The 24,828-nt window shown below is 71.3% G+C and carries 23 protein-coding genes; 9 read left to right on the top strand and 14 right to left on the bottom strand.

Annotation, left to right across the window (positions count from 1 at the left end; all coding sequences use genetic code 11):
* Window positions 1–26: 26 nt before the first annotated feature.
* Both rlmB and cysS read right to left on the bottom strand, forming a co-directional pair.
* Complete coding sequence (gene rlmB / locus ACPYN5_RS03210) at window positions 27–1,016, bottom strand: 23S rRNA (guanosine(2251)-2'-O)-methyltransferase RlmB (protein ID WP_424447531.1); 990 nt, start codon at window positions 1,014–1,016, stop codon at window positions 27–29.
* On the bottom strand, window positions 1,009–2,445 hold the full coding sequence (gene cysS / locus ACPYN5_RS03205) for a cysteine--tRNA ligase (protein ID WP_424447530.1): 1,437 nt from the start codon (window positions 2,443–2,445) through the stop codon (window positions 1,009–1,011). Before cysS ends, rlmB begins: the two co-directional genes overlap by 8 nt.
* An 81-nt stretch (window positions 2,446–2,526) precedes the next feature.
* On the opposite strand from cysS, the gene ACPYN5_RS03200 reads away from it, so the two are divergent.
* Both ACPYN5_RS03200 and ACPYN5_RS03195 read left to right on the top strand, forming a co-directional pair.
* Window positions 2,527–3,447 carry a DMT family transporter gene (locus ACPYN5_RS03200; RefSeq protein ID WP_424447529.1) on the top strand — a complete coding sequence of 307 codons (921 nt, stop codon included), beginning with the start codon at window positions 2,527–2,529 and terminating at the stop codon, window positions 3,445–3,447.
* A 1-nt stretch (window position 3,448) separates the two neighbouring features.
* A complete protein-coding gene (locus ACPYN5_RS03195; protein WP_424447528.1) occupies window positions 3,449–3,943 on the top strand; it encodes a GNAT family N-acetyltransferase in 495 nt (164 codons plus the stop codon).
* A 107-nt stretch (window positions 3,944–4,050) separates the two neighbouring features.
* On the opposite strand, the gene ispD is transcribed toward ACPYN5_RS03195, so the two are convergent.
* Together ispD and ACPYN5_RS03185 are read right to left on the bottom strand one after the other, a co-directional pair.
* Window positions 4,051–5,232, bottom strand: a complete 1,182-nt coding sequence (gene ispD / locus ACPYN5_RS03190) for a 2-C-methyl-D-erythritol 4-phosphate cytidylyltransferase (RefSeq protein ID WP_424447527.1) — start codon at window positions 5,230–5,232, stop codon at window positions 4,051–4,053.
* 22 nt (window positions 5,233–5,254) lie between these two features.
* Complete coding sequence (locus ACPYN5_RS03185) at window positions 5,255–5,737, bottom strand: CarD family transcriptional regulator (protein WP_076690104.1); 483 nt, start codon at window positions 5,735–5,737, stop codon at window positions 5,255–5,257.
* Window positions 5,738–5,890: 153 nt separating this feature from the next.
* Between ACPYN5_RS03185 and ACPYN5_RS03180 the strand changes: the two genes are divergently transcribed.
* On the top strand, window positions 5,891–6,418 hold the full coding sequence (locus ACPYN5_RS03180; protein ID WP_424447526.1) for a DNA modification methylase: 528 nt from the start codon (window positions 5,891–5,893) through the stop codon (window positions 6,416–6,418).
* Window positions 6,419–6,495: 77 nt separating this feature from the next.
* Here ACPYN5_RS03180 and ACPYN5_RS03175 read toward each other — a convergent pair whose 3' ends face one another.
* Both ACPYN5_RS03175 and ACPYN5_RS03170 read right to left on the bottom strand, forming a co-directional pair.
* Window positions 6,496–7,179 carry a response regulator gene (locus ACPYN5_RS03175; RefSeq protein WP_424447525.1) on the bottom strand — a complete coding sequence of 228 codons (684 nt, stop codon included), beginning with the start codon at window positions 7,177–7,179 and terminating at the stop codon, window positions 6,496–6,498.
* Entirely contained in the window at window positions 7,176–8,387 is a 1,212-nt protein-coding gene (locus tag ACPYN5_RS03170; protein ID WP_424447524.1) for a sensor histidine kinase, read from the bottom strand. The genes ACPYN5_RS03175 and ACPYN5_RS03170 overlap by 4 nt, the downstream gene beginning before the upstream one ends.
* A gap of 171 nt (window positions 8,388–8,558) precedes the next feature.
* Here ACPYN5_RS03170 and phoU point away from each other — a divergent pair, with 171 nt between their 5' ends.
* Entirely contained in the window at window positions 8,559–9,245 is a 687-nt protein-coding gene (gene phoU / locus ACPYN5_RS03165) for a phosphate signaling complex protein PhoU (RefSeq protein WP_424447523.1), read from the top strand.
* 64 nt (window positions 9,246–9,309) lie between these two features.
* Here phoU and ACPYN5_RS03160 read toward each other — a convergent pair whose 3' ends face one another.
* The gene (locus ACPYN5_RS03160) at window positions 9,310–10,059 is read right to left on the bottom strand and encodes a phosphoglyceromutase (RefSeq protein WP_424447522.1); all 750 of its coding nucleotides are present in this window, start codon (window positions 10,057–10,059) and stop codon (window positions 9,310–9,312) included.
* A 40-nt stretch (window positions 10,060–10,099) separates the two neighbouring features.
* Between ACPYN5_RS03160 and ACPYN5_RS03155 the strand changes: the two genes are divergently transcribed.
* Complete coding sequence (locus ACPYN5_RS03155) at window positions 10,100–10,918, top strand: class I SAM-dependent methyltransferase (protein WP_424447521.1); 819 nt, start codon at window positions 10,100–10,102, stop codon at window positions 10,916–10,918.
* Window positions 10,919–10,945: 27 nt separating this feature from the next.
* Here the strand turns inward: ACPYN5_RS03155 and ACPYN5_RS03150 are convergent, their stop codons facing one another.
* The 5 genes from ACPYN5_RS03150 to ACPYN5_RS03130 all read right to left on the bottom strand — a co-directional run bounded on the left by ACPYN5_RS03150 (window position 10,946) and on the right by ACPYN5_RS03130 (window position 15,066).
* Complete coding sequence (locus ACPYN5_RS03150) at window positions 10,946–11,635, bottom strand: HEAT repeat domain-containing protein (protein WP_424447520.1); 690 nt, start codon at window positions 11,633–11,635, stop codon at window positions 10,946–10,948.
* 161 nt (window positions 11,636–11,796) lie between these two features.
* On the bottom strand, window positions 11,797–12,915 hold the full coding sequence (locus tag ACPYN5_RS03145; RefSeq protein ID WP_424447519.1) for an FUSC family protein: 1,119 nt from the start codon (window positions 12,913–12,915) through the stop codon (window positions 11,797–11,799).
* 1 nt (window position 12,916) lies between these two features.
* The gene (gene ygfZ / locus ACPYN5_RS03140) at window positions 12,917–14,005 is read right to left on the bottom strand and encodes a CAF17-like 4Fe-4S cluster assembly/insertion protein YgfZ (RefSeq protein ID WP_424447518.1); all 1,089 of its coding nucleotides are present in this window, start codon (window positions 14,003–14,005) and stop codon (window positions 12,917–12,919) included.
* Window positions 14,005–14,610 (bottom strand): nitrobindin family protein, encoded by a 606-nt coding sequence (locus tag ACPYN5_RS03135; RefSeq protein WP_424447517.1) that lies wholly within the window; start codon window positions 14,608–14,610, stop codon window positions 14,005–14,007. Before ACPYN5_RS03135 ends, ygfZ begins: the two co-directional genes overlap by 1 nt.
* Window positions 14,611–14,775: 165 nt before the next feature.
* On the bottom strand, window positions 14,776–15,066 hold the full coding sequence (locus ACPYN5_RS03130) for a hypothetical protein (RefSeq protein WP_424447516.1): 291 nt from the start codon (window positions 15,064–15,066) through the stop codon (window positions 14,776–14,778).
* Between the two features lie 109 nt (window positions 15,067–15,175).
* Between ACPYN5_RS03130 and ACPYN5_RS03125 the strand changes: the two genes are divergently transcribed.
* Genes ACPYN5_RS03125 through ACPYN5_RS03110 form a run of 4 tightly spaced genes read left to right on the top strand, consistent with a single transcriptional unit; the run spans window position 15,176 to window position 19,603 of the window.
* On the top strand, window positions 15,176–15,874 hold the full coding sequence (locus ACPYN5_RS03125; protein ID WP_424447515.1) for a winged helix family transcriptional regulator: 699 nt from the start codon (window positions 15,176–15,178) through the stop codon (window positions 15,872–15,874).
* A 50-nt stretch (window positions 15,875–15,924) separates the two neighbouring features.
* Complete coding sequence (locus ACPYN5_RS03120; RefSeq protein WP_424447514.1) at window positions 15,925–18,093, top strand: RNA degradosome polyphosphate kinase; 2,169 nt, start codon at window positions 15,925–15,927, stop codon at window positions 18,091–18,093.
* Window positions 18,090–19,028, top strand: coding sequence for an NUDIX hydrolase (locus tag ACPYN5_RS03115; protein ID WP_424447513.1), 939 nt, complete (start codon window positions 18,090–18,092; stop codon window positions 19,026–19,028). Before ACPYN5_RS03120 ends, ACPYN5_RS03115 begins: the two co-directional genes overlap by 4 nt.
* The gene (locus ACPYN5_RS03110; protein ID WP_424447512.1) at window positions 19,028–19,603 is read left to right on the top strand and encodes a 4'-phosphopantetheinyl transferase family protein; all 576 of its coding nucleotides are present in this window, start codon (window positions 19,028–19,030) and stop codon (window positions 19,601–19,603) included. The genes ACPYN5_RS03115 and ACPYN5_RS03110 overlap by 1 nt, the downstream gene beginning before the upstream one ends.
* Here the strand turns inward: ACPYN5_RS03110 and ACPYN5_RS03105 are convergent.
* A complete protein-coding gene (locus ACPYN5_RS03105; protein ID WP_424447511.1) occupies window positions 19,545–20,876 on the bottom strand; it encodes a M1 family metallopeptidase in 1,332 nt (443 codons plus the stop codon). The two genes, ACPYN5_RS03110 and ACPYN5_RS03105, sit on opposite strands and share 59 nt — an antisense overlap.
* Complete coding sequence (locus ACPYN5_RS03100; protein ID WP_424447510.1) at window positions 20,873–24,826, bottom strand: Pls/PosA family non-ribosomal peptide synthetase; 3,954 nt, start codon at window positions 24,824–24,826, stop codon at window positions 20,873–20,875. Before ACPYN5_RS03100 ends, ACPYN5_RS03105 begins: the two co-directional genes overlap by 4 nt.
* Window positions 24,827–24,828 lie beyond the last annotated feature (2 nt).

Raw genomic sequence — 24,828 nt, 5'->3', positions numbered from 1 at the left:
GGGCGTCACGGCGCGTCACCGGGCGGTCACTCCTGGGCGGCGCGGATCGTCGCGACCTGATAGAGCGCGACCGACGCCGCGATGCCGGCGTTGAGCGACTCGGTCGCCGCCGAGATGGGGATGGAGACCACCTGGTCGCACGTCTCGGTGACCAGACGCGACAGTCCCTTGCCCTCGGAGCCCACGACGATGACGACGGGTCGGTCGGCGAGCTGCAGCGCCGGCAGCGCGACGTCTCCGCCGCCGTCGAGGCCGAGGACGAACACGCCCTGCTTCTTGAACTCCTTCAGCGTCGTCGTGAGGTTCGGCGCGATGACGACCGGGATGCGGGCGGCGGCGCCGGCGCTGGTCTTCCATGCGGCCGAGTTGACGCCCGCCGAGCGGCGCTGCGGGATGATGACGCCCTGACTGCCGAACGCGGCGGCCGAGCGCATGATGGCGCCGAGGTTGCGCGGGTCGGTCACGCCGTCGAGGGCGACGAACAGCGGCGTCTCACCGGAGTCGATGACCTCTTCGAGGAGGTCCTGCGGGTGTCCGTAGTCGTACGGCGGCACCTTGATCGCGACACCCTGGTGCACGCCGTCGAAGCCGGCCATGCGGTCGAGCTCCTGGCGGGTGACCTCGAGCACCGGGATGCCGCGGTGCGTCGCGATCGAGAGCATCTCCTTGACGCGGTCGTCCATCTCGACCCGCTGGGCGATGTAGAACGCGGTGGCGGGGATCTTCGCGCGCAGCGCCTCGAGCACGCTGTTGCGGCCCGTCACCGTCTCGGTGTCGTCGCCAGACTTCGCCTTCGGGGCACGGTTCGTGCCGCCCTGGCGCTGCTGGGGCTTGCCGCCGGCGGCGACGAAGCGCTCCTGAGCGGCCTTCCGCTTGCCGGCGGGGTGCCAGGCGCGGTCCTCGGCCTTCGGGGTCGGTCCGCGTCCCTCGAGCGAGCGACGGTTCTTGCCGCCGGTGCCCTTGGTGGGGCCCTTCTTCTTGCCGCGCCCTGCGGACGGGTTTCCTGGCTTAGCCACGGTTCACACTCCAATGGGTCCCCTCGGGACCGTCTTCGAGGACGATGCCGGCCGCCGCGATCGCATCGCGGATACGGTCGGCCGTCGCCCAGTCCTTGCTGGCGCGCGCCTCGGCGCGCTGGTCGATCATGGTGCGCACGAGCGCATCGAGTGCCGCGGTCTCGGCGTCGTCGCCGGTCCGCTCTGCGACATCCCTCAGTCCGAGCACGGTCATCATGCCTCGGACGGCGCTCAACGCTTCCGCCGCCGCATCGAGGTCGCCGCCGTCGAGAGCGGAGTTGCCGAGACGCACGGTGTCGTGCAGCACGGCGAGCGCCTGGGGCACGCCGAGGTCGTCGTCCATCGCGGCAGCGAAGGCATCCGGCACGCTCGGGGCCGCGGCGGTGGCGTCCTCGGAAACCGAGTCCAGCCGATCGTGGTGATCACCGGGCAGGGCGCGGAGGGCGCGCTGCTCGAACGAACGGATCCGGCCGAGAGCCGCTTCGGCTTCGTCGAAGCTCGCCGGCGTCAGATCGAGGCTCGAGCGGTAGTGGGCAGCCCCGAGCGCATAACGGACCACGAGGGGGTCGCGTTCGCTCAGCACGTCTTCTGCGAGCAGGAAGTTGCCGAGCGACTTGGACATCTTCTGGTCGCCCACCGTCACGAGGCCGTTGTGGACCCAGTAGCGCGCGAACGCGTCGCCCGCGGCCGTGGACTGCGCCAGCTCGTTCTCATGATGCGGGAAGCGCAGGTCGAGGCCGCCGCCGTGGATATCGAACTCCGGCCCGAGGTAGCGGCGGCTCATCGCGGAGCACTCGATGTGCCAACCCGGGCGGCCCGGGCCCCACGGCGAGCTCCATGCGGCGTCCGACGGCTCGTCGGGCTTCGCGCCCTTCCACAGGGCGAAGTCGTGCGGGTCGCGTTTTCCCCGCGGGTCGGCGTCGGCCGCGGCCTCCATGGCGTCGAGCGACTGCCGTGTGAGCGACCCGTAGTCAGCCCACGAGCGGACGTCGAAGTACACGTCGCCCGATCCGTCGGGGGCGGCATAAGCGTGCCCGCGCTCGATGAGGTTCTCGATGAGCTCGATCATCGCCGGGACGGATGCCGTCGCGCGCGGCTCGTAGGTCGGCGCCAGCACGCCCACGGACGAATAGGCGCGGGTGAACTCGAGCTCGATCCGGTAGGCGAGCGCCCACCAGGGCTCCGCCTCGGTCGCGTTGGCGAGGATCTTGTCGTCGATGTCGGTGACGTTGCGGACGAACGTCACCCGCCCGTGCCGGTACTCGAGCCAGCGGCGCAGGATGTCGAACCCGACCGCGGCCCGGACGTGACCGATGTGGGGGCCCGACTGCACGGTCGGACCGCAGACGTAGACGGTGACGTTCGCCGGGTCGCGGGGCGCGAAATCGCGCAGCGCCTGCGCGCGGGTGTCGAAGAGGCGAACGGTCACCGCACCAGCCTACCGGCGGGGCACCGCGCCGCCGTGGCATCCGCCTCCCTCTCGACGCGGTAGAACTGGAGGGTGCTGCCCGTGATCGCCGTCCTCGTCGCAGCCGTGCTGTTCGGAACCACCGGCACCGCACAGGCCCTCGGGCCCGAGAGCACGACACCGCTCGGGGTGGGCGCCGCCCGCCTGATCGTGGGGGGAGCCGCGCTCGCGGCCGTCGGTCTGCTCCTCGGCTCGCGCAGGCAGCGTGCCGGCGTCGCCCGCAGCGGCATCCGACCGGGCGGCGGACTCCGCGCCTTCGCGCTCATGGCGGCGACCGGGGTGTGCCTCGCGCTCTACCAGCCGCTGTTCTTCCTCGGGACCGCGCGCAACGGCGTCGCCGTCGGCACCGTCATCGCGCTGGGATCGGCTCCGGTGCTCGCCGGTCTGCTGGAGTGGGCCCTCACGCGGCGGCGTCCGACACCGTCGTGGATCGCCGCGACGGCGCTCGCCACCGCGGGCGTCGCGCTCCTCGCCGTCGCCGGTGGCGGTTCGGCGGGCGCGGACGGCCTGGGCGTGCTCGGCTCCCTCGGCGCGGGAGCATCGTTCGCGGTCATCGCGAACGCGCAGCGACGCCTCATCTCCGGCGGGTGGGACGCCTTCACCGTGTCGGGCGCGATGGGCGCGGGCGCGGCCGTCTGCGGCGTTGCGATGGTGCCTTTCGCCGACATGACCTGGATCACCGAGCCGCGCGGCTGGACGATGGCGCTGTGGCTCGGCCTCGCGACCGTCGCGCTCGCCTACGGTCTGTTCACCTGGGGGCTGGGCGGTCTCAGCGCCGCGACGGCTGCGACGCTGACCCTCGCCGAGCCGCTCACGGCGAGCCTGCTCGGAGTGATCCTGCTCGGCGAACGTCTGGCCCCGCTGGCCCTCCTGGGGCTCGCGGTGCTCACTGCCGCCCTCGTGCTCCTCGCCGCCGCATCGCGGTCGCGCCGCAACCCCGCTCCCACCCCTCTGGAGGCCTGACATGTCTGCATCGTTCATGATCGTCCGCGACGACCTCACCGGCGCCGCCACCCGCGGCCTCCTCGCCGCGCATCTCGCCGGCATGCTCGCGAACACCCCGGTCGAGAGCGTCCACGCGCTGGATCTGACCGCCCTGCAGCATCCGTCGGTTCGCGTGTTCTCGGCCTGGGTCGACGGCGAGATCGCCGCGGTGGGCGCCTTCAAGACGTTCGACACCGATCGCGCGGAGATCAAATCGATGCGCGTGTCCGAGGCGTTCCTCGGGCGGGGCTTCGGCCGCGCGATGCTCGCCCACCTCGAGCGTGAGGCCCGGGACGCCGGCATCCGCTCGCTCTGGCTCGAGACCGGCTCCGGCGCCGACTTCGTCGCGGCGCGCAGCCTGTACGAGAGCGCGGGATTCACCTACTGCCCGCCCTTCGGCGACTACTCCCCCGACCCGCTGTCGGTGTTCATGACGCGCGAGCTCGAACCCGCGACCGAGCCCGCCGCTCGCTGAGCCGCCAGGCGACCCGGAGTCGGGCGCACCTCAACGCACGAGGCGCACCTCGTCCCGCGCCTCATCAGCGAAAGTGCGCCCAACCCGCGCCGGCCGCCGGCGGAACGTCAGCGGATGCGGTGCACGAGCGCCACGGCGGTCGCCGACACGCCCTCGCCGGCACCGGTGAAGCCGAGTCCGTCGGTCGTGGTCGCGGCGACCGACACCGGGGCACCGAGAGCCGCGCTCAGCACGGCCTCGGCCTCGACGCGACGCGGTGCGAACCGCGGAGTGTTGGCCTGCACCTGCACCGAGACGTTCCCGATCGCGAGACCGGCCTCAGCGACCAGCTCGCGGAGACGCCGGAGGAAGACGACGCCCGACGCCCCCGCGTACTCGGGACGATCGACGCCGAAGTTGGCGCCGATGTCGCCCAGGCCCGCGGCTGCCAGCACGGCGTCGACGATCGCGTGCGCGACCGCGTCGCCGTCGGAGTGACCGCGCAGGCCGGGCTCGCCCGGCCAGTCGAGCCCGGCCAGACGCAGCGGCGCGTCGCCCCCGAAGGCGTGGACGTCGGTTCCGATACCGACGAGAGGGATGACGGATGCCGTCGTTGACGCCGACCGCAGCAGGTGGCGCGCGCGCTCGAGGTCGGCGGGCGTGGTGATCTTGAACGACAGGTCGTCGCCCGGAACCGTGCGCACGGGGTGTCCCGCAGCCGCGAACAGCGCGGTGTCGTCGGTGTACTCCTCTGCCGCCGACGCGTACGCCTGCACGAGGAGGGAGCGGGGGAAGCCCTGGGGTGTCTGCGCCGCGACAAGCGCTGCCCGATCGACGGCGTCGTCGACGGTCGAACCGCTCACACGCTTGAGGGTGTCGACGACGGGCCGCGCTGGAACGACGCCGCCCCGGGTGCGCTCGACCTCCGCGATCACCCGCCCGAAGACGTCAGGGGGTGTCAGTGCGCGGGCCGCATCGTGGACGAGCACCGTCTCGACATCGGCCCAGAGCGCCCCGAGACCGGCCGCGACGGACTGCTGCCGCGTCTCGCCCCCGACCACGACCGACACGAGGTCGGACCGGTCTCCGAAGGCCGCTTCGGCTTCGGTCCGAGCATCGCCCACACGGCTTGCCGGCACCACGACGACCACTTGCGCGGGAGGGGCCAGAGCGACTCCGTCGAGGGCGTGCCTCAGAATCGAATGCTCGTCGATGCCGACGAACGCTTTCGGCGCGCCCGCGGCAAGGCGCGTACCCGAACCGGCCGCGACGACGATGACCGCGGCGCGCGGAACCGGGATGATGCCCACGGCAGCGGATGCCGAGCCGGGCTCAGGAGGCGAGGACCTCGTCGAGGACGCCCGAAGCGTGCTCCTCGTCGGCCTTGAGTGCGAGGGCGATCTCGGAGACGAGGATCTGACGCGCCTTCGCGAGCATGCGCTTCTCGCCCGCCGACAGGCCGCGGTCCTGATCGCGACGCCACAGGTCGCGGACGACCTCGCTCACCTTGATGACGTCGCCCGAGGCGAGCTTCTCGAGGTTGGCCTTGTACCGGCGCGACCAGTTGGTCGGCTCTTCGGTGAAGGGCGCGCGCAGAACGTCGAAGACGCGCTCGAGGCCGTCCTTGCCGATGACGTCGCGAACGCCGACCAGATCGACGTTGTCAGCCGGGACCTCGATGATGAGGTCTCCCTGGGTGACGTTGAGCTTCAGGTATTTCTTCGTCTCGCCCTTGATGATCCGGTCCTTGACCTCGATGATCGTGGCTGCCCCGTGGTGGGGGTAGACGACGGTTTCGCCAACCTCAAAAAGCATGGAGTTATATCCCTTCGGCAACATCCAGGATAACACAGGGGGCATACAGTAAGGTTTGCGGCCTTCTGCGCTCGGGCCGGGTGCCCGTGTCGGCGCGGCAGCCGCGTCACCCTCTAGACTGCTGACTACGCCGTCTGCCTGCCTGGAGGATCCGTGAAACTGCGAATCGTCGCTTCGATTGCCGTGGGCGCCGCCCTGACCCTGGGGGCCACCGGCTGCAGCATGATCTCGCCGCAGGCGACGACCATCCAGTACTCGGCCTCCGACGGCGTGAACGTCCCGCCCTCGGGACCGCTCGACATCCGCAACGCGATGCTGATCGCCGACGAGTCGGGCACGGCGGGCAACTTCCTCGCCGCGATCGTCAACGACACCGACGAGGACCACACGCTGGTGCTCGGCTTCGGTGACGAGACCACGACGCTGGAGGTGCCGGCACGCGACAGCGTCAGCCTCGGTGTGGACGGCGAGGAGCCGATCCTCTTCGAGAACATCGACACCGTCCCCGGCGGGACTCTGGCGATGTCGTTCCAGTCCGGCGACGCCGAAGGCGTCCGGACCGAGGTCCCGGTCCTCGACGGCCAGCTGCCGTACTACACCGAGTTCGTCCCCCGCGTCTCCGAGACCCCGATGTCGACCCCGTCGGCCACGCCCACTCCGTCGGCGACGCCGACCCCGTGATCATTCCGCTCGATTGACACGACGAGAGGCCCGGCGCTTTACGCCGGGCCTCTCGTCGTATCGGGGCGATCGCGCTCTCAGGCCTCGAAGCGGTAGCCGAGGCCGCGCACGGTCAGGAGCATGGTGGGCTGTCCGGGGTCGGTCTCGATGCGCGAGCGGATGCGCTTGATGTGCACATCGAGGGTCTTCGTGTCGCCGAAGTAGTCGCTCCCCCACACCCGGTCGATGAGCTGACCGCGGGTCATCACGCGGCCCGCGTTGCGCATGAGCACCTCGAGGAGCTCGAACTCCTTCAGCGGCATGTTGATCTCGCCGCCGTCGACGGCCACCGTGTGCCGGTCGAGATCGATCGTGACGCGACCGCCGGCGAGGACCCGCTCGTCGACGTCGACCTCCGCCGTCGCCGCGCGCCGCAGCACCGCCCGCATCCGAGCGAGCAGTTCGCGCGACGAATAGGGCTTGGTCACGTAGTCGTCGGCTCCGAGCTCGAGCCCGACGACGATGTCCACCTCGGAGTCCTTGGCGGTCAGCATGATGATGGGGATCTTCGAGGACGTGCGGATGATGCGGCACACCTCGGTTCCCGGCATCCCGGGCAGCATGAGGTCGAGCAGCACGATGTCGGCGCCACGTGACTCGAACGCTTCGAGGGCCGACGGGCCGTCCTCGGCGATCTCGACCTCGAAACCCTCGCGCCGCAGCAGGTACGCGAGCGGGTCGGCGAGGTCGGGCTCATCCTCCACGAGCAGGACACGGGTCATGATGGCTCTCCCTTGGTCCGGGCGGGAAGAGCCCGGACGATCTTCTTTCTGGTCTTCCTCGGTGCCGCCGCCGCTGCACCCTCGGGTGCGGCGATCGCGGGGAGGCGGATGGTGAACGTGGAACCGCGCCCCGGGCGCGACCACAGGTGGACCTCGCCGCCGTGACGCTGAACGGCGTGCTTGACGATCGAGAGCCCCAGGCCCGTCCCGCCGGTGCGGCGGGAACGGGCGTAGTCGGCTCGGTAGAAGCGCTCGAACACGCGCTGCTGCTCGCTCTCGGGGATCCCGATGCCACGGTCGGTGACGGCGATCTCGACGGTGTCGCCGGCGCTGCGGATGCCGACGCCCACCTGGCTCGCAGGGGGCGAATAGACGATCGCGTTGGCGATGAGATTGCCGACGGCTTCGCTGAGCACCTGAACGTCACCGCGGACGAAGAGACCGCGATCGCCGCCGCGCACGAGCGCGACTCCAGCCGATTCGGCGGCGATCGCATGGGTCTCGATGGCCGACGTGACCACTTCGTCGATCGCGACATCGCGGAGCTCGGTGAGCTCGTCGGAGGACTGCAGGCGCGACAGGCTCATGATGCGCGAGGTGAGGTTGCCCAGGCGCATCGCCTCCGCGCTCAGCCTGCTCGCGAACGAGCGCACCTGCTCGGGGTCGTCGGCGGCCGATTCGATCGCCTCGGCGAGGAGCGTCACAGCCCCGACCGGCGTCTTCAGCTCGTGGCTGGTGTTGGCGACGAAGTCGCGGCGCATCTCGGCCAGTCGTTCGCGCTCGGTGATGTCCCGCACCAGCACGAGCGTGAAACGATGCGTGATGCCGCTGGCCCGCGCGACGATGAGACGCGGTTCGGACGGAGCGACGCCGCGCCGCAGTCGCAGCGTCCCGGTCTCGGAATGCGACACCCCGCGCGAGGACCGCAGGAGCTCCCGCAGTTCGTCGCCGGGGATCGACTCGCCCTCGTGCAGGCCGAACAGCTCGGCCGACGGCGATGTCGCCACGATCGTGAACGACGCGTCGACGATGAGTGCGGCTTCGTCGAGCGCCGCGAGGACCTCGCGCGCGCCCGCGGGGAGCTCGCCGTCGGCCTGTTCCCGCGCGCGGGCGCGCGCATTCCACGCCAGGAAGGCCACCGCGCTGATGAGAAGGCCGACGAACACGCCCGCGAGGAGGGCGACCAGCGCGAGCTGCGTCGGATTCATTCCTCCAGATTAGGACGCGGCTCCGCCGATGCCCGCCGCTTGTCGGCCGAACCGGCATCCGCGCGAGAGGATGTTCATCGTGTCGGCACCGTTCGTTAACCTTGCCGAGCGACAATCGCGTCGCCGTGAGTGCGGCGCCGTGCTGTCTCCGCAAGAAGGAAAGGTGCCCTGATGCGCGAAGTTTTCCACCAGTCCCTCGAGGACGTCCAGACCCGTCTGGTCGAGATCTCCGAGCTGGTGACCGTCGCGATCGAGAAGGCCACTCGCGCATTCGGCACGAGCGACATCACGCTCGCCGAAGAGGTCATCGACGCCGACGCCATCATCGATCAGAAGGCCGTCGCGATCGACGAGCTGGCCATCGAGATCCTCGCCCGCCAACAGCCGGTCGCGCGCGATCTGCGCATCGTCGTCTCGGCGCTGCGCACGAGCGCATCGCTCGAGCGCATGGGCGACATCGCCGAGCACATCGCCCAGCTCACCCGCATGCGCTTCCCCGAGCGCGCCATCCCGAAGGGCCTCAAGGGCACGTTCACGAAGATGGGCGAGATCGACGTCGAGGTGGCGCGGACGCTCACCGAGCTGCTGCGCTCGGAAGACCTGGCGCTCGTCGAGACGCTGCGCGGTCTCGACGACCGGCTCGACGACCTGCACCTCAGCGTGTTCGAGAAGGTGCTCAGCGAGAACTGGCAGGGCGAGGCCGCGGCCACCGTCGACGCCACGCTCGCGAGCCGCTACCACGAGCGTTTCGCCGACCACGCGGTCACCGTCGGAAAGCGCGTGGCCTACCTCGCGACGGGCGAGTGGCGCCCCGACACCGAGACGATCAACGTCATCGTCGGCGAGAGCGGAATCTGACCGCCGACCGGTCGACGACGAAGGGGCGGTGCCGATCGGCACCGCCCCTTCGTACGTATCGTGCTTACGCCTTGCCCTGATTGGCGACGGCTGCGGCTCCCGCGGCGGCGGCCTCGGGGTCGAGGTACTCGCCCGGGCCGAGGGGCTGCAGGTCTTCGCCGAGCTTGTAGACCAGCGGGATGCCCGTCGGGATGTTCAGCTCGGCGATGTCGTCGTCGCTGATGCCCTCGAGCTGCTTGACCAGTGCCCGGAGCGAGTTGCCGTGGGCCGTCACGAGCACGGTCTTGCCCGCGCGCAGGTCGTCGACGATGTCGGACTCCCAGTACGGCAGAAGCCGGTCGATGACGAGCTTGAGCGACTCGGTGCGCGGCACCTCGCCGTCGATGCCGATGTAGCGGGGGTCGTCGACCTGGCTGTACTGGTCGTCGTCGGCGAGGGGCGGCGGCGGAACGTCGAACGAGCGGCGCCAGAGCATGAACTGCTCGTTGCCGAACTCCTCGAGGGTCTGCGCCTTGTCCTTGCCCTGCAGGGCGCCGTAGTGACGCTCGTTGAGGCGCCACGACCGCTTGACGGGGATCCACAGGCGGTCGGCGGCGTCGAGGGCGATCTGGGCGGTCTGGATCGCGCGGCTGAGCACCGAGGTGTACAGGACGTCGGGGAGGAGCCCCGCTTCGGCGAGCAGCTCACCGCCGCGCTGGGCCTCGGCCTTGCCCTGCTCGGTCAGTCGGACGTCGACCCAGCCGGTGAACTGGTTGGACTTGTTCCACTCGCTCTGCCCGTGGCGGAGGAGGATCAGCGTGTACGGCGCACTCATGCTCCGAGTCTATCGAGCCGGGGCCTGCGATCATGGGGCTATGGCCCCGGCACATATCGGGCAGGCCACGCGTGGCACCACGAACACGAACCGCCTGCGTCGCGTCGATCGCTGGATCGCGCGGCATCCCGTGCTGCGCCGAAGCGCCGACCCGCTCGTCGTCGACCTGGGGTACGGCGCGAGCGGAGTCACCGCGTTCGAGCTCGAGGCGCGCTTGCGGCGCGCGCGCCCGGACGTCGAGGTGATCGGGCTCGAGATCGATCCCGAGCGGGTTGCTCGGGCGCGCGCCCAGCTCGCGGACGTGCGAGCGGGCCGTTCGACGTTCGCGGACGACGCCCGGGTCTCGTTCGCCCGCGGCGGCTTCGAGGTTCCGGTCGCGAACCATCGGCGGCCGGCCGTCATCCGCGCCTTCAACGTGCTGCGTCAGTACGACGAGGCGGACGTCGCGAGCGCCTGGGCCCGCATGGCCGGCCGACTCGCGCCCGACGGCATGCTCGTCGAGGGCACGTGCGACGAGATCGGGCGTGTGAGCAGCTGGATCGAGGTGGGCCCGGATGCCGTCCCCCGCGCGCTGACCGTCTCGCTGCGACTGGCCGAGCTCGACTCCCCCGCGATCGCTGCCGAGCGGCTGCCCAAGGCGCTCATCCACCGCAACGTCGCCGGCGAGCGCATCCACGACCTCCTGGCCATGCTCGACGACGAGTGGCGCCGGGCCGCCCCGGCATCCGCCTTCGGTCCCGTGCAGCGGTGGCGTGCCGCTCTGACGGCCATGGCCGGGCACGGAACCGACCTCGGTGACCGAGCACGATGGCGGCTCGGTGAGTTCACGGTTCCCTGGAGCGCGGTCGCACCTCGCTGAAGTCCGCGCCTCGACCGGGCCGCGCCGTCAGGCGTCGTTCCAGTCGGCGGCGTCCCGCCGGGCGGCAGCGCGGCGAGCCACGGCGACGGCGGCCTCGTAGCCGTCTTCGGGGTAGGAGACGAGGTGATCGGTCGCCAGCGCGTGCAGACGGACGTTCCACTCCGCCGAGGCCGCCGCGGCGTCGATCGCGTCGCGCCCGGACTCCCCCAGGGTCAGGAACGCCCGACTGAGGCTCTGCTGGAGATCGTCCGGGCCGACGCCGAAGTGGGCGGCCAGCTCCGATGCCAGGGCAGCGCGTTCGGCCTCGGGGGCGAGTCCCGCCGCCGTGCGCCACGCGGTCCGGGCGACGTCGGTGTCGTCGTCGTGCAGGAGCTGCCGCGTGATCGCGGGCCAGGCTCGCGGGTCACGGATCTTCGAGAGCGTGTGCAGCGCCTGAGCCCGAGCCTGGGGCGACGGCGATCCGAGCTCGGGGAGCACCCGCTCGAGGGTCGTGTCGCGGTCTTGTCGGGTCAGCGCCCAGGTGAGCGTCTCCCGCACGGTGAAGTCGGGCTCGTGCGCGCACTGCTCGACGAGAACCGGAACGTATTCGGGTCGCGGGTAGGTTCCCGCCGCCATCGCGCTGCGGACCCGCTCGGACCCATCGGCTGATCCCAGTGCGCGGCGCAGCAGTTCGGCGGGCGGGGTGTTGCCGGCGGTCGGGGTGTTGTCGCTGGTCATGTGGCGTGCCTCCCCCTCCATCGAACACGCTCGCTGGCACGCGGGCTCCACCCGCGTCGGTTTCACAACACCGTCTCAGGCGGCGCGCCCAGATCACCACAGGCCGCGCCGTTCGGGCTTGCCCCGACCGTCTCGCCGCGTCGACGACCTTGCCGCGCGTCTCAGATGCGCGGCATGGTCGCCCGGGCCTCAGCCGGCGGCATCCCGGCGGCTGTCAGCAGGTCGACCACGAGCGGCCGGAGCGCGGTGATGATGTTCTGATCGCCGAGGGACGAGTCGGGCGCGAGTGCCGTGGGGTCGAGGCGGGTCGCCACCGCGCGAAGCGTCTCGAGCGCGGCGGGCTCGAGGGCGATGTCGTCGATCGACTGGCCGAGGAGGTCGGCGGCGCGCGCGATCTGCGCGAGGAGGTCGGCGGCGATCGGGCGCGGCTGACGATCATCGAGGGCGTAGACGACGCGCCGTGCGATCACCCGCAGGTTGCGCGTGGCGAGGTCCAGGGATGCCCGCATCCGATCCTGCCGCTGCAGCTCCTCGCGCTGACGTCGCAGGAACGGCGAGATGCGCGCGACCGCGAGGCCCGAGTCGAGCGAGGTGCTCCAGTCGTCGACGAGCGGCTGCAGCGCCCGCGCCTTCTCGAGCCCGCGGTCAGCCCGCACGCGGTCACCGCGGCGCAGTGCCTGGATGACCGTCGCGGCGGCACCCTCGAACCCTGCGAACAGCGCACGTCCCGCGTGCGACACTTCGCTAAGAGGTCGGCGCGGCAGCAGGGCCGTCGCAAGCAGCGCTGCGATCGCTCCGACGGAGCCGTCGACGAGACGGATGAAGGGCAGGCTGCCGGGGATCGCGATGACGATGACGGATTGGATGGCCGCCGAAATGGCGAACACCGGCTGCGGTGACAGCGCGCGGGCGATCAGCAGGGTCGCGGTGAGAGCAAGAGCGAGCTGCCAGGTGCCCGACCCGACGACGAGCACGATGAGCTCCGAGACGAGCACGCCCACCAGCATCCCGAGAACCGTCTCGAGGACCCGGCGCGGTCGCGCATCGCGCACGAGACCGAGGCTCGAGATGGTGACCGTCGCGGCGAGCAGCGGTGACGGATGCCCGAGCACGAGGTGCGCGAAGGCGTAGGCAGCGGACGCCGCCACGACGATCTGGACGATGGCGGGGGCGGACTCGCGTGCCCGGTCGAAACCCCGGCGCGGACGCACACGCGCGCGCCACCCGGTCGCGACCGGCGCGGTCACGACCGGCGGTTCGTCGGGGCGCTCGGGCGTCACGTCAGCTGCGGCGGCTCAGCCGGGGCAGCCGCGGGGGCGCCGCGGTGCGGCCGGCGTCGGGTGGGACGACGACCTCCTGCACGGCAGCGACGCTCTCGTCGCCGGCGTCGACGGTGAGCTCGGCATCCACGGGCACGGAGCGCTTCACGATGGCGAGGCCGATGGGACCCTGCTCGAAGTGCCGGGCGACGGAGGTGAGGCGACCGACCTCATCGCCGTCCCGACGCACGATGGCCCCGGCCTCGGGGAACACCGCGTCGCTGCCGTCGAGCTGCAGTGCCACCAGCCGGCGGGGCGGATGGCCGAGGTTGTGCACCTTCGCCACCGTCTCCTGGCCCCGGTAGCACCCCTTCGACAGGTGGACGGCGGTGCGGAGCCAATCGACCTCGTGGGGCAGCGTCATGCCGTCGGCCTCCGCTGCCGCGCGCGGACGCCACGCGGCGATGCGGAGCGCGTCGGCGGCCCAGCGTCCGGAGACCCGTCGGCGCCCCGCGGCGGCGTCTGCCGCGATCCGCTCGAGCTCGTTGCGCGAAACGATGGCTTCGGCCCAGTCGCGCCCGGCGGCGGGGTGGCCTTCGCCCGCGGCGTACCCCCAGCCTCCGGTCGAGACCTCGGGCCACGGGTCGCGCCACACGGCGGCGGAGTCGAGGTCGAAGACGGCGGATGCCGTTCCGCCGACGACAGCGGTGTCGTCGGAACGGTCAGCTACCTCGACACGCAGCCGGAACCGCATGCGGGTGAGCCAGGTGACGAGCGCCTCGCGGCGGTTGTCGTCGGTGATGAGCCAGGTCGTCTCGCCGTCGTCCACGACGGACGCCGCATGCTCGACGTGGCCGTGCGGGTCGAGCACGAGAAGTTCCGTGCTCTCCCCCGGCAGCAGCCCGGTGAGCGCCTGCGAGGTCAGCGAGTCGAGCCAGCTCAGCCGGTCGGGTCCCGCCACCGTGACGACTGCCCGGTCACCGAGCGGCGCGATCGCGGCACCGCTTTCGAGCAGCTGCTGCTCGCGCATCGGATTGCCGATGTGGGTGAGCCCGCGATCGTCGCACACCGCTCCGTCGACTCCGGCGAAGGCCGCGCCGTCGCCCGGCATCATTCGGCCTTGGCCAGGCGGGCGGATGCGTGCGAGGCGAGCTCTCCCCCGAGCGCCGCGATGTCCCACGCCCAGAGCAGATGACCGTCGACGAGGCCGTACATGCGGGTCGCGGCGGTGTACTCCTTCGCTCCCGCAGCGCGGACGACGGCATCGGTCGCGAGGTCGATGCGCGGACCGCGGACCTGACCGAGATAGAGCTCGCTGACTCCGTCGGAGTGCACCAGCGCGACCTCGAGGTCGAAGCCGCCCTCGGCGTTCCGAAGCGCCTCGACATCGTCGACGCTGCGCTCGCGGGCGGGAGCGGATGCCGGAAGGAGTGCCGGCCCCGCATCCTCGGCGCCGGCCGCACGGGCCACGCGCCAGTAGCCGGTCTCGGCGACGAGCGGACGCACGCGGGCGCCGCCGTCGTCGAGGAGCCAGGCACTCGCCGAGTAGTTCAGGTAGTCGCCGCCGTCGTGGCTGAAGCTCACCCGGTGCGCGAACTCTCCGGTCAGATGGCCGTCGGCGGTCTCGTAGTCGATGACCCCCGAGCCTTCCCAGACGCCGAGCAGCCACGACAGCGGAACGAGGTCCGCCGGCAGGTCGGTGGGCAGCTCGAGCACGGTGTCAGCGCTGGCCGCGGTAGAGGTTCTTCACGACGACGCCCGACACGAAGACGATGGCGAGCGACGCCAGTCCGAGCAGGCCCACGTAGAAGATTTCGAGCGCGAGGAGGTCCATGCCTCTACTCTAAGCCCGCGCGAGGCTCTGCGCCCGCGCGGTCGGGCTCAGACCGACACGAGCGCAGACAGGGTGAATCCGATGCCGATGAAGCCCATGACGAACAGGGCCCCGAGCACGCTCACGGCGACCCGCTCGATGAAGCCGCGCGACCGCCCGAGCGCGAGCTGGATGCTGAAGGCGACGATCAAGCAGCCGCCCAGCGCCACCGGCATCCACATCGCCCGCTCGTCGACGGGCGCGAGGATCCCCACCAGGACGGCGGCCACCGCCGCGGTGATCCAGACGGCGATGACTCCGGCGATGGTGCGCGGCGGTGCGAGATCGGGCGTGGTCACGGGGTCCATTCTTCCCCACCCCGCCGCTCGGCGCGACGGTGCGCGCGGGGCGCGCCCGGCGAACGCCTAAGATGAGGTCACGTCCCGGCCGCTCCCGGAGGAATCCCCGTTGGCACAGCTTCTCGTCCTGAGTTCCACGCACGCCGGTGGTCTCGCGCTCCCGGCGCTCGAGCTGCTCAGCCACCGGGTCCGTCAGATCCCCGCCGAGCCCGCGCAGCTGGTCAACGCGCCCAGCGCCGAGGTCGTCTTCGTCGATGCGCGGCACGACCTGGTCGGCGCGAAGTCGCTGTGCAAGATCCTCGGCAGCACCGGTATCGACGCACCCCTCGTGCTCATCATCACCGAGGGCGGTCTCACCGCGGTGTCGACCGACTGGGGCGTCGACGACGTGATCCTCGCCACCGCGGGCCCGGCCGAGATCGATGCCCGCATCCGCCTCGCGATCGGGCGCGTCAGCAAGGAGGCGGTCTCGAGCCGCATCCAGACGTCCGGGATCACGATCGACGAGTCGTCGTACTCCGCGAAGGTGCACGGGCGACCGCTCGACCTCACCTACAAGGAGTTCCAGCTCCTGCACTTCTTCGCGACGCACCCGTCACGGGTGTTCACACGCGAGCAGCTGCTGAGCGAGGTGTGGGGATACGACTACTTCGGCGGCACGCGCACCGTCGACGTCCACGTCCGCCGTCTGCGCGCGAAACTGGGCGATCTCGAGCAACTCATCGGCACCGTGCGCAACGTCGGCTACCGCTTCAACGTCTACGAGGACGAACCCGTGCCGCCCGGCCGCGAGGCCGCGCAGAGCTGACTCTCCGTCTCGTTCACCGGCAGGACACGCAGGACTGCCATGATGAGGGGATGATCGACACCGAGGCTCTGGACTCCGGTCTGGGCGACGCCGACGACGACGACTTCGACCCCGCCGTCGAAGACGTCGATGCGCAGCTGCCCGACCACCGCTACACCGACCGTGAGATCAGCTGGCTCGCGTTCAACCAGCGGGTGCTCGAGCTCGCCGAAGACCCGACGCTGCCGGTGCTCGAGCGTGCGAACTTCCTGGCGATCTTCGCGAGCAACCTCGACGAGTTCTTCATGGTGCGCGTGGCGGGACTGAAGCGGCGCATCATCACGGGCCTCGCGGTGCCCACGAATGTCGGCCGCGCTCCGCAGGAGGTGCTCGCCGACATCTCGGCCGAGGCGCACGCCCTGCAGCTGCGGCACGCGAGCACGTGGGGCGAGAAGATCCAGCCCGCCCTTCGCGAGGCCGGTATCGAGATCGTCGGGTGGGAAGACCTCGACGAGTCCGAGCGCGGGCGCCTCTACGACTACTTCCAGGCACAGGTGTTCCCCGTGCTCATGCCCCTGGCCGTCGACCCGGCCCACCCCTTCCCCTACATCTCCGGGCTGTCGCTGAACCTCGCGATCCGCATCCGCAACGCCAAGACCGGCCGACAGGAGTTCGCGCGCCTGAAGGTGCCGCCGATGCTCCCCCGGTTCGTCGAGCTGAACACGGGCAGCTCGGTCAAGCGCTACCTGCCGCTCGAGCACCTGATCGCCAACAACCTCGAAGACCTCTTCCCCGGCATGGAGATCCTCGAGCACCACACCTTCCGCCTCACGCGCAACGAAGACGTCGTGATCGAGGAGGACGAGACCGAGAACCTCATCCAGGCGCTCGAGGCGGAGCTGCTCCGTCGCCGCTTCGGCCCGCCGATCCGGCTCGAGGTCACCGAGGACATGGACGACGTCACGCTCGATCTGCTCCTGGGCGAGCTCGACATCACCGATCAGGAGGTCTACCGCCTGCCGGGGCTCCTCGACCTGCGCGGATTGTTCGACCTCGCACGCATCCACCGGCCCGAGCTGCGCTACAAGGCGCACGTCCCGACCACGGCCACGGCGTTTCAGCCCGCCGAGCAGAACGGACGCACCGACTTCTTCGGCGCCATCCGCGCCGGCGACGTGCTCGTGCACCACCCGTACGAGTCGTTCACCACGAGCGTCGTCGCCTTCCTCGAGCAGGCGGCGCGCGACCCGCACGTTCTCGCCATCAAGCAGACCCTGTACCGTACCTCGGGAGACAGCCCCATCGTGCAGGCGCTCATCGACGCGGCCGAGCGCGGCAAGCAGGTGCTCGCCCTCGTCGAGGTCAAGGCACGCTTCGACGAGGCCGCCAACATCGTCTGGGCCCGCAAGCTCGAGAAGGCCGGTGTCCACGTGGTCTACGGGCTCGTCGGCCTGAAGACCCACTGCAAGCTCCTGCACGTCATCCGCGAGGAGGACGGCGCGCTCCGCAGCTACAGCCACATCGGCACGGGCAACTACAACCCCAAGACGAGCCGGCTGTACGAGGACTTCGGGCTGTTCACGAGCGACGAGCAGGTCGGCCGCGACCTCACGCGCCTGTTCAACGAGCTCAGCGGCTACGCGATCGAGAAGAAGTTCAAGCGGCTGCTGGTGGCTCCGCTCCATCTGCGGAAGGGCCTGCTGCGCCACATCGACGCCGAACGCCGCAACGCGCTCGACGGGAAGCCCGCCCACATCCGCATCAAGGTCAACTCGATGGTCGACGAGCAGATCATCGACGCGCTGTACCGCGCGAGCCAGGCCGGCGTGCGCGTGGACGTGTGGGTGCGCGGCATCTGCTCGCTCCGCACCGACCTGCCCGGCGTCACCGACAACATCACGGTGCGCTCGATCCTCGGTCGCTACCTCGAGCACTCGCGTATCTTCACGTTCCACAACGACGGCGACACGACCGCTTACATCGGCAGCGCCGACATGATGCATCGCAACCTCGACCGCCGCGTCGAGGCGCTCGTGCGGGTCGTCGCACCCGCGCACGTCAAGGAGCTGACGACGCTGTTCGACCTCGCCATGAGCGACTCGACGAGCTCGTGGCACCTGGGTGCGGGCGGCGTGTGGACGCGTCACGCGTTCGACGACGACGGCAAGCCGCTGACCGACCTGCAGGATCGCACGATGTCGCACGTCCAGCGGCGTCGGCGGGCCCGGGCGGTGCGATGACCGACACCGCGGTCTACGCGGCCGGAGGTGTCGTCTGGCGGTGGGTCGACGGCAAAGTGAAGGTGCTGATCATCCATCGCACCAAGTACCGTGACCTCACCCTGCCCAAGGGCAAGGTGGAGCCGGGCGAGATGCTCGCCGAGACGGCCGTGCGCGAGATCCGCGAAGAGACCGGCATCTCGGTACGGCTCGGCCCGCCGGTGGGGGTGTCGAAGTACCACTTGCCGAGCAAGAAGCAGAAGATCGTCCACTACTGGGCGGCCGAGGCGACCGATCTGGCGATCCGGATGTCGACCTTCGTGCCGAACAAGGAGATCGCCGCCCTCGAATGGATGGGGCTGAGGAAAGCCCGCAAGGCGCTGAGCTACCCCGTCGACATCGAGATCCTCGACGAGTTCGTCCGCCTCGCGGATGAGCGCGCGATCGACACCTTCCCCCTCATCGCCCTGCGGCACGCCAAGGCCGTCAGCCGTGAGGACTGGGACGGTGAGGATGCCGCACGGCCGCTCTCCTCGCGCGGCAAGAAGCAGGCGCACGCCATCGTGGGCCCGCTCGTCGCGTTCGGCGTCCGGCGGATCGTCTCCTCCGACGCGCAGCGGTGCCTGCGGACCGTGGCCCCGCTGGCCGCGGCGATCAGCAAGCGGGTCGACCGCTCCCATGCCCTCTCCCAGGATGCCTGGGAGAACGGGCGTGCCGATGTCCGTTCGGTGATCGGAGACCGCGTGCGCGCGCGCAAACCGGTCGTGATGTGCAGCCACGGGCCGGTCCTCCCCGACATGTTGAGCGAGATGGCGCTCGCCACCGGGACGCTGCGCGGCTCCTACCTCGGCAGCGCATCGGCGCTCGAGACCGGGGCGTTCTCGGTGGTGCATCTGCCCCGCGAGAACCCCGGCGCCGGCATCATCGCGATCGAGACGCACATGCCCAAGGTGTGATGACCCCGGTCATCGACATCCGGTGGCGCCGGGTCTCGTCCGCCGGGAGGCGTGCGACGGCCGAGAGGCTGATCGTGGAAGCCCTGGAAGAGCGCGGGGTCGTCGCACCGCGCCTGGTGCGGTCGTGCTCCCGGTGCGGCGGTCCGCACGGCCCGGTCCGCGTGGCCGGCGACGCCGCAAACGACGTGGCGGTGGCGGTATCCGTCTCCTACGCGGCGGAGTGGGCGATCATCGGCGTCGCCGGGACCCGCGCCGCCTTCGCCATCGACGCGGAACCTCGCCTTCTCGGTCGGGCGGCACTCGACCGGCTGCGAGCGACGCTGGGCGATACCCGAGCGGATGCCGCCTCATGGACCCGCGTCGAGTCGGCGCTGAAGGCCGATGGTCGCGGTCTCCTCGTCGATCCCGCCGACGTGCGCCTGTCGCTCGACGGCGACGGCTGGGTCGCCCGGATCCCGGGCCGCGCGGAGTCGCTCCGCGTCGAGGAGTGGCGGGACGGTCCGCCGGGGGTGATCGTCAGTGTCGCGACGGCGATGGCAGGGGCGGCAGCGGCATCCGATCGATCCACGCACTGAGCTCGCGCGCCGCGGCTTGCCCGCCGTGCGCGGTCACGAGATCGCGGAAGTCGGTCGTCGCGGCGAGACGATGGCGGTTGCCCGCCGTCCACGCGCGGATGAGATCGAAGAAAGCGGAGTCCCCCATGACGACGCGCAACGCGTGCAGCGCCAAGGCGCCCCGCTTGTAGACGCGATCGTCGAACATCAGGTCGGGACCGGGGTCGCGCAGCAGCAGGTCGGCGGGCAGGGCCGTCAGACGCGCGTGATGCTCGGCCGCGCACCACGAGGACGTCGGTCCCCCGGCGTGCTCGGACCACAGCCACTCGGCGTAGCAGGCGAACCCCTCGTTCAGCCAGATGTCGCGCCAGGCTCCGATGCCCACGCTGTTGCCGAACCACTGGTGCGCGAGCTCGTGGGCGATGAGCCGCTGATGCTCGGGCACGAGGTGGTTGAGGCCGAACACCGCCAGGCCCTGAGCTTCGAGCGGGATCTCGAGATCGTCGGATGCCACGACGAGCGAGCACGATTCCTGAGGGTAGGGCCCGAAGAGCTCACCGAACAGGTCGAGCATCGCGGGCACCTCGGCGAAGGCCCGCTGGGCGGCATCGCGGTGCTCGACTGCCACGGCCAGACGCACGGGGACGGCCGGATCGCCGTCGCGCGCGGGGGGTGCGAGCGTCAGCACGGCGTAGTGGCCGATGTGGACGGCCGCGAGGTAGGTGGCCACCGGCACGGTCGAGGTGAAGGTCCAGCTGCGCAGTGACCCCGCCCGCGTCACCGGCCCCGCGACGCCGGTGGCGACGACCGTGTAGTCGGCGTCGGTCGTCACCGTGATCCGCATCGCCGCCCGCGCATCGGGTCGATCGTTGCAGGGGAACCACGTCGGTGCGCCCGTCGGCTGTCCGGCCACGAGGGCCCCGTCGGTGAGCTCCTCCCAGCCGATGGCGCCCCAGCGCGAGCGGCGCGGTGCCGGAGTGCCGGAATACGCGACACGCAGGGTGAAGGCATCCCCCGCCAGGATCTCGGCCGGCAACGCGATCCGTACCTTCCGCGGTCCCTGCCGCACGGCGCGCACGCGCTGCCCGTCGACATCGATCCGCTCGGCGCGAAGACCGACGAGATCGAGGTGCACCGCAGAGAGGTCTTCACGCGCGACGGCGTCGATCGTCGCGATGCCCGAGAGGCGGTTCGTGCGCACGCGATAGGTGATGGCCAGGTCGTAGGCCTCGACGTCGAAGGACGCGTCGCCCGACTGCGGCGCATACGCGTCGGTGGTCGTGGCGACCGTCACGACGTCGACTGGTAAGCGCGGACCTTCACCGCGCGCCAGGGGCCGATGGGGTTGCCGCTCCACCGCGAACCGACCGGAACGGTCTCCCCGCGCATGACCAGCGACGCGGGTCCGACCGTCGCGTGCGACCCGATCGTCGCGGCGGGGAGGATCACGCTGTGGGGTCCGAGTGTGGCGCCGGGTTCGAGGCGGACAGCATCCATGCTCATGATTCGATCATGGAAGAGGTGGGTCTGCACGACGCACCCACGGTTGACGGTGGATCCGTCGCCGAGCTCCACGAGGTCGGGCTCGGGAAGCCAGTAGCTGTCGCACCAGACCCCGGCGCCGATACGCGCACCGAGCGCGCGCAGCCATACCGCCAGCGCCGGCGTCCCCGAAGCGGCGCGGGCGAACCACGGGGCCGCGACCATCTCGGTGAACGTGTCGGCCACCTCGGTGCGCCACACGAAGGACGACCACAGCGGCTGCTCCCCCGCGCGGATCGGGCCGACGATGATCCACTTCGCCGCGACGGTCACGGCCGCCGCGACCGCCCCGGCAGCGAGCATCACCACGCCCGACAGCAGGAGGGCGACGAACGGCCCCGCCCAGGCGGTCAGCGCGGCAAGGGCGAACAGCACGAGGAGCCCCACCGCGCACGTGACGAACACCGGCACGATCCGGCCCAGCTCCCACAGCGCTCGGGCCACGCGGAGGCGGGCGGAAGGACGGTACGTGCGGGTCTCGTCGGCGTCGGAGGTGAGCCGGCGCAACCGGACCGCGGGAGATCCGAGCCAGGAGGTGCCGGCCTTGGCTTTCAGCGGCGCCGCGGACAGCACAGCGACGAGGCCGTCTCGCGGAACCCGGTGGTTCGGCGCGGCCATGCCCGAGTTGCCGAGGAACGCTCGCCGGCCGATGCGCACCGGCCCGATGCGCAGCCACCCGCCGTGCAGCTCGTAGGAGGCCACCATCGTGTCGTCTGCGAGGAAGGCGCCGTCTTCGATCCGGGTCATCGCCGGGAGCAGCAGCACCGTGGAAGCCTCCACGTCGCGACCGACGCGGGCGCCGAGCAGCCGCAGCCACACCGGGGTCGCCATGCTCGAGTAGATCGGGAAGAGCAGGGTCCGCGCCGAATCGAGCAGCCGCTCCGTCGCCCAGGCCTGCCATCCCACGCGGCCGCGGACGGGGTGGATGCCCTCGACGAGCCCGATGCTCAGCAGCCGGACGAGCAGGATCACCGAGGACGCGAACACGGCCCCCGCCGTGAGGACTGCCGGGGCCAGCCAGACGAAGGCTCCCGCGAGCGCCTCGGCGAGGGATGCCGCACCCCGGATGCCGTGCGCGAGCACGAGTCCTCCGACGGCGAAGGAAGCCAGCGGCAGCAGAGCGAGCACCGCCGCCGCGGCGGCGTAGGCCCACAGCCAGCGCCTCGGAGCGGGCGCGCGATATTCCGGCCAGTCCTCGGCTGTGCCGCCGACGCGGACCGCCGGCGAACCGGCCCAGGTCTGGTCGGCGCGCACCCGCCCGAACACGGCGGAGCCCGGGGCGATCTCGGCGCGGCGACCGATCCGGGTGCCGGGAGCGAGAGTGCTGCGGGCACCGACGCTCGCCTCGGCGCCGATCCGGATGCCGCCGATGCGAACGACGTCGCCGTCGATCCAGTACCCGCTGAGGTCGACCTCGGGCTCGATGGCGGCGCCCGCGCCCACTTGGAGCATCCCGGTGACCGGGGGCAGGGAGTGCATGTCGACCCCGTGCCCGATCCGTGCGCCGAGAGCGCGCGCGTAATAGATCACCCACGGCGCGCCGGCGAGGCCGACCGCGTCGATCTGATCGGCCACCTTCTCGGCCAGCCAGAGCCGCATGTGCACGGCTCCGCCCCGCGGGTAGTCGCCGGCGCGCACGCCCGCCAGCAGGAGACGCGCCGCGACGACGGCGAGCGCCATGCGACCGAACGGCGTCGCGAACAGCACGAGCCCGGCGATCAGGAGCGGCCAGGGCACCTCCGGCAGCACCTCGAGGCCCGGGGTCAGGCGGAGGATGGCTGAGGCCGTCAGCAGATACAGGAGCCAGCGCACCCCCGACAGGATGAAAAGCGGCACGCCGGCGACAGTCTGCAGCCACTGCGTGCGGCGCGGTGTGGGCTGCGGTCGGTGGTAGCTCGCGTCGGCCTCACCGGCCGGCAGCGGACCGAGCGCCTTGGCCATCGTGCCCAGCCGGGGCAGATCGTAGATGTCGGCGACCGAGAACTCGGGCACGCGCGTGCGGATCAGCGAGACGAGCTGAGCGGCGGCCAGCGAACCCCCGCCGAGGTCGAAGAAGTCGGCTTTCGGCCCCGGCACCGGCATCCCGAGCACGGCCTGCCACTGCTGTGCGAGCCAGGCCTCCGCGGGAGTCAGGTCGGCGCCCGCGGCGGTGTCGACCGGCAGCGGCCACGGCAATGCGGCCTTGTCGACCTTGCCGCTCGTGCGCACCGGAAGGTCGTCCACGACGGCGAGAAGCGGCACCATGGGCGCGGGCAGACGCTCAGCCAGCAGCGCGCGGGCTGCGAGACGGTCGAAGTCCGGCGGGGCGGCGACGTATCCGACGAGGACGGGCACACCGGCCTCGGTCGTGCGGACGGCCGCAGCCGCCGCGGAGACTCCGGGCAGGTCCTGCAGCGCTGCCTCGACCTCGCCGAGTTCGATGCGCCGACCGCCGACCTTCACCTGATCGTCGGCGCGCCCCTGGAACAGCAGACCCGCGCTCTCGAATCGCACCAGATCACCCGAGCGGTAGGCCCGGTCCCAGCCGAGAGAGGGCATCGGGGCGTACTTCTCGGCATCCTTGGTCGGGTCGAGGTATCGCGCGAGACCCACACCTCCGATGATGAGTTCGCCGATCTCGCCCTCGGCGACCGGCGATCCGGCCGCGTCGACGACCGCGAGCGCCCAGCCGTCGAGGGGCAGGCCGATGCGCACCGGACCCTCGCCCGTGAGCGGAGACGCGCAGGCGACCACGGTGGCCTCGGTCGGACCGTACGTGTTCCACACCTCGCGATCCTCCGAGGCCAGGCGTGCGGCGAGCTCGGGCGGGCAAGCCTCGCCGCCGAAGATGAGCAGACGGACGTTCTCGATGAGGGCGGCGGGCCACATCGCCGCGAGCGTGGGCACGGTCGACACCACGGTGATCCCCTGACGCAGCAGCCAGGGCGCGAGGTCCTCGCCCGACCGCACGAGCGAGCGCGGCGCCGGAACGAGGCAGGCCCCGTGCCGCCAGGCCAGCCACATCTCCTCGCACGAGGCGTCGAAAGCGACCGAGAGGCCGGCCAGCACCCGATCGCCGGGCCCGAGGGGGCTCTCCCGCACGAACAGGCGCGCCTCGGCATCGACGAAGGCGGCCGCCGACCGGTGCGAGACCGCGACGCCCTTGGGCACTCCGGTCGAGCCGGAGGTGAAGATGATCCACGCGTCGTCGTCGGGGCTCGGCTGCGGCACCGTCGAAACCGCGTGTGTCGACGGATGCGGCGCGTCGGCCGCGAACAGCCCGCCGCCCGCGTCGGGCTCGGCCGATGGCGCGCCGTCGAGCGGGTCGGCAGCGGCGACGAAGGCCCCCGCAGCGCCGATCACGCCGCGGACGCGTGCCTCGCCGAAGACGAGCCGTGCCCGATCGTCGGGATCGTCGGCGTCGACAGGGACGTAGGCGGCGCCCGCGGCGAGGATGCCGAGGATCGAGAGGTACAGCTCCTTCGACCCCGAGGGCATCCGCACACCGACGCGGTCGCCGCGTCGGACCCCGGCCTCGTGCAGTCGCGCCGCGATGCGTCCGACCTGCGCGAGGAGCTCGCGGTAGCTCAGGGCTCCCGAGCCGTCGTCGAGAGCGGATGCTTCCGGGTGCCGCGCCGACGTCGCCCGGAGGATGTCGAGGAGGCTTCGCTCGGGCGGGGCCTCATCGCGCCGGTCGAGGACCTGCTGCACAACGCCGGCCACCG

Origin of the sequence: Microbacterium arborescens, assembly GCF_049707515.1 — a bacterium.
Classification (GTDB): Bacteria; Actinomycetota; Actinomycetes; order Actinomycetales; family Microbacteriaceae; genus Microbacterium; species Microbacterium arborescens_B.
Note: the sequence above shows the minus strand (reverse complement) of the source record. Positions and strands in the feature narration are given on the sequence as shown.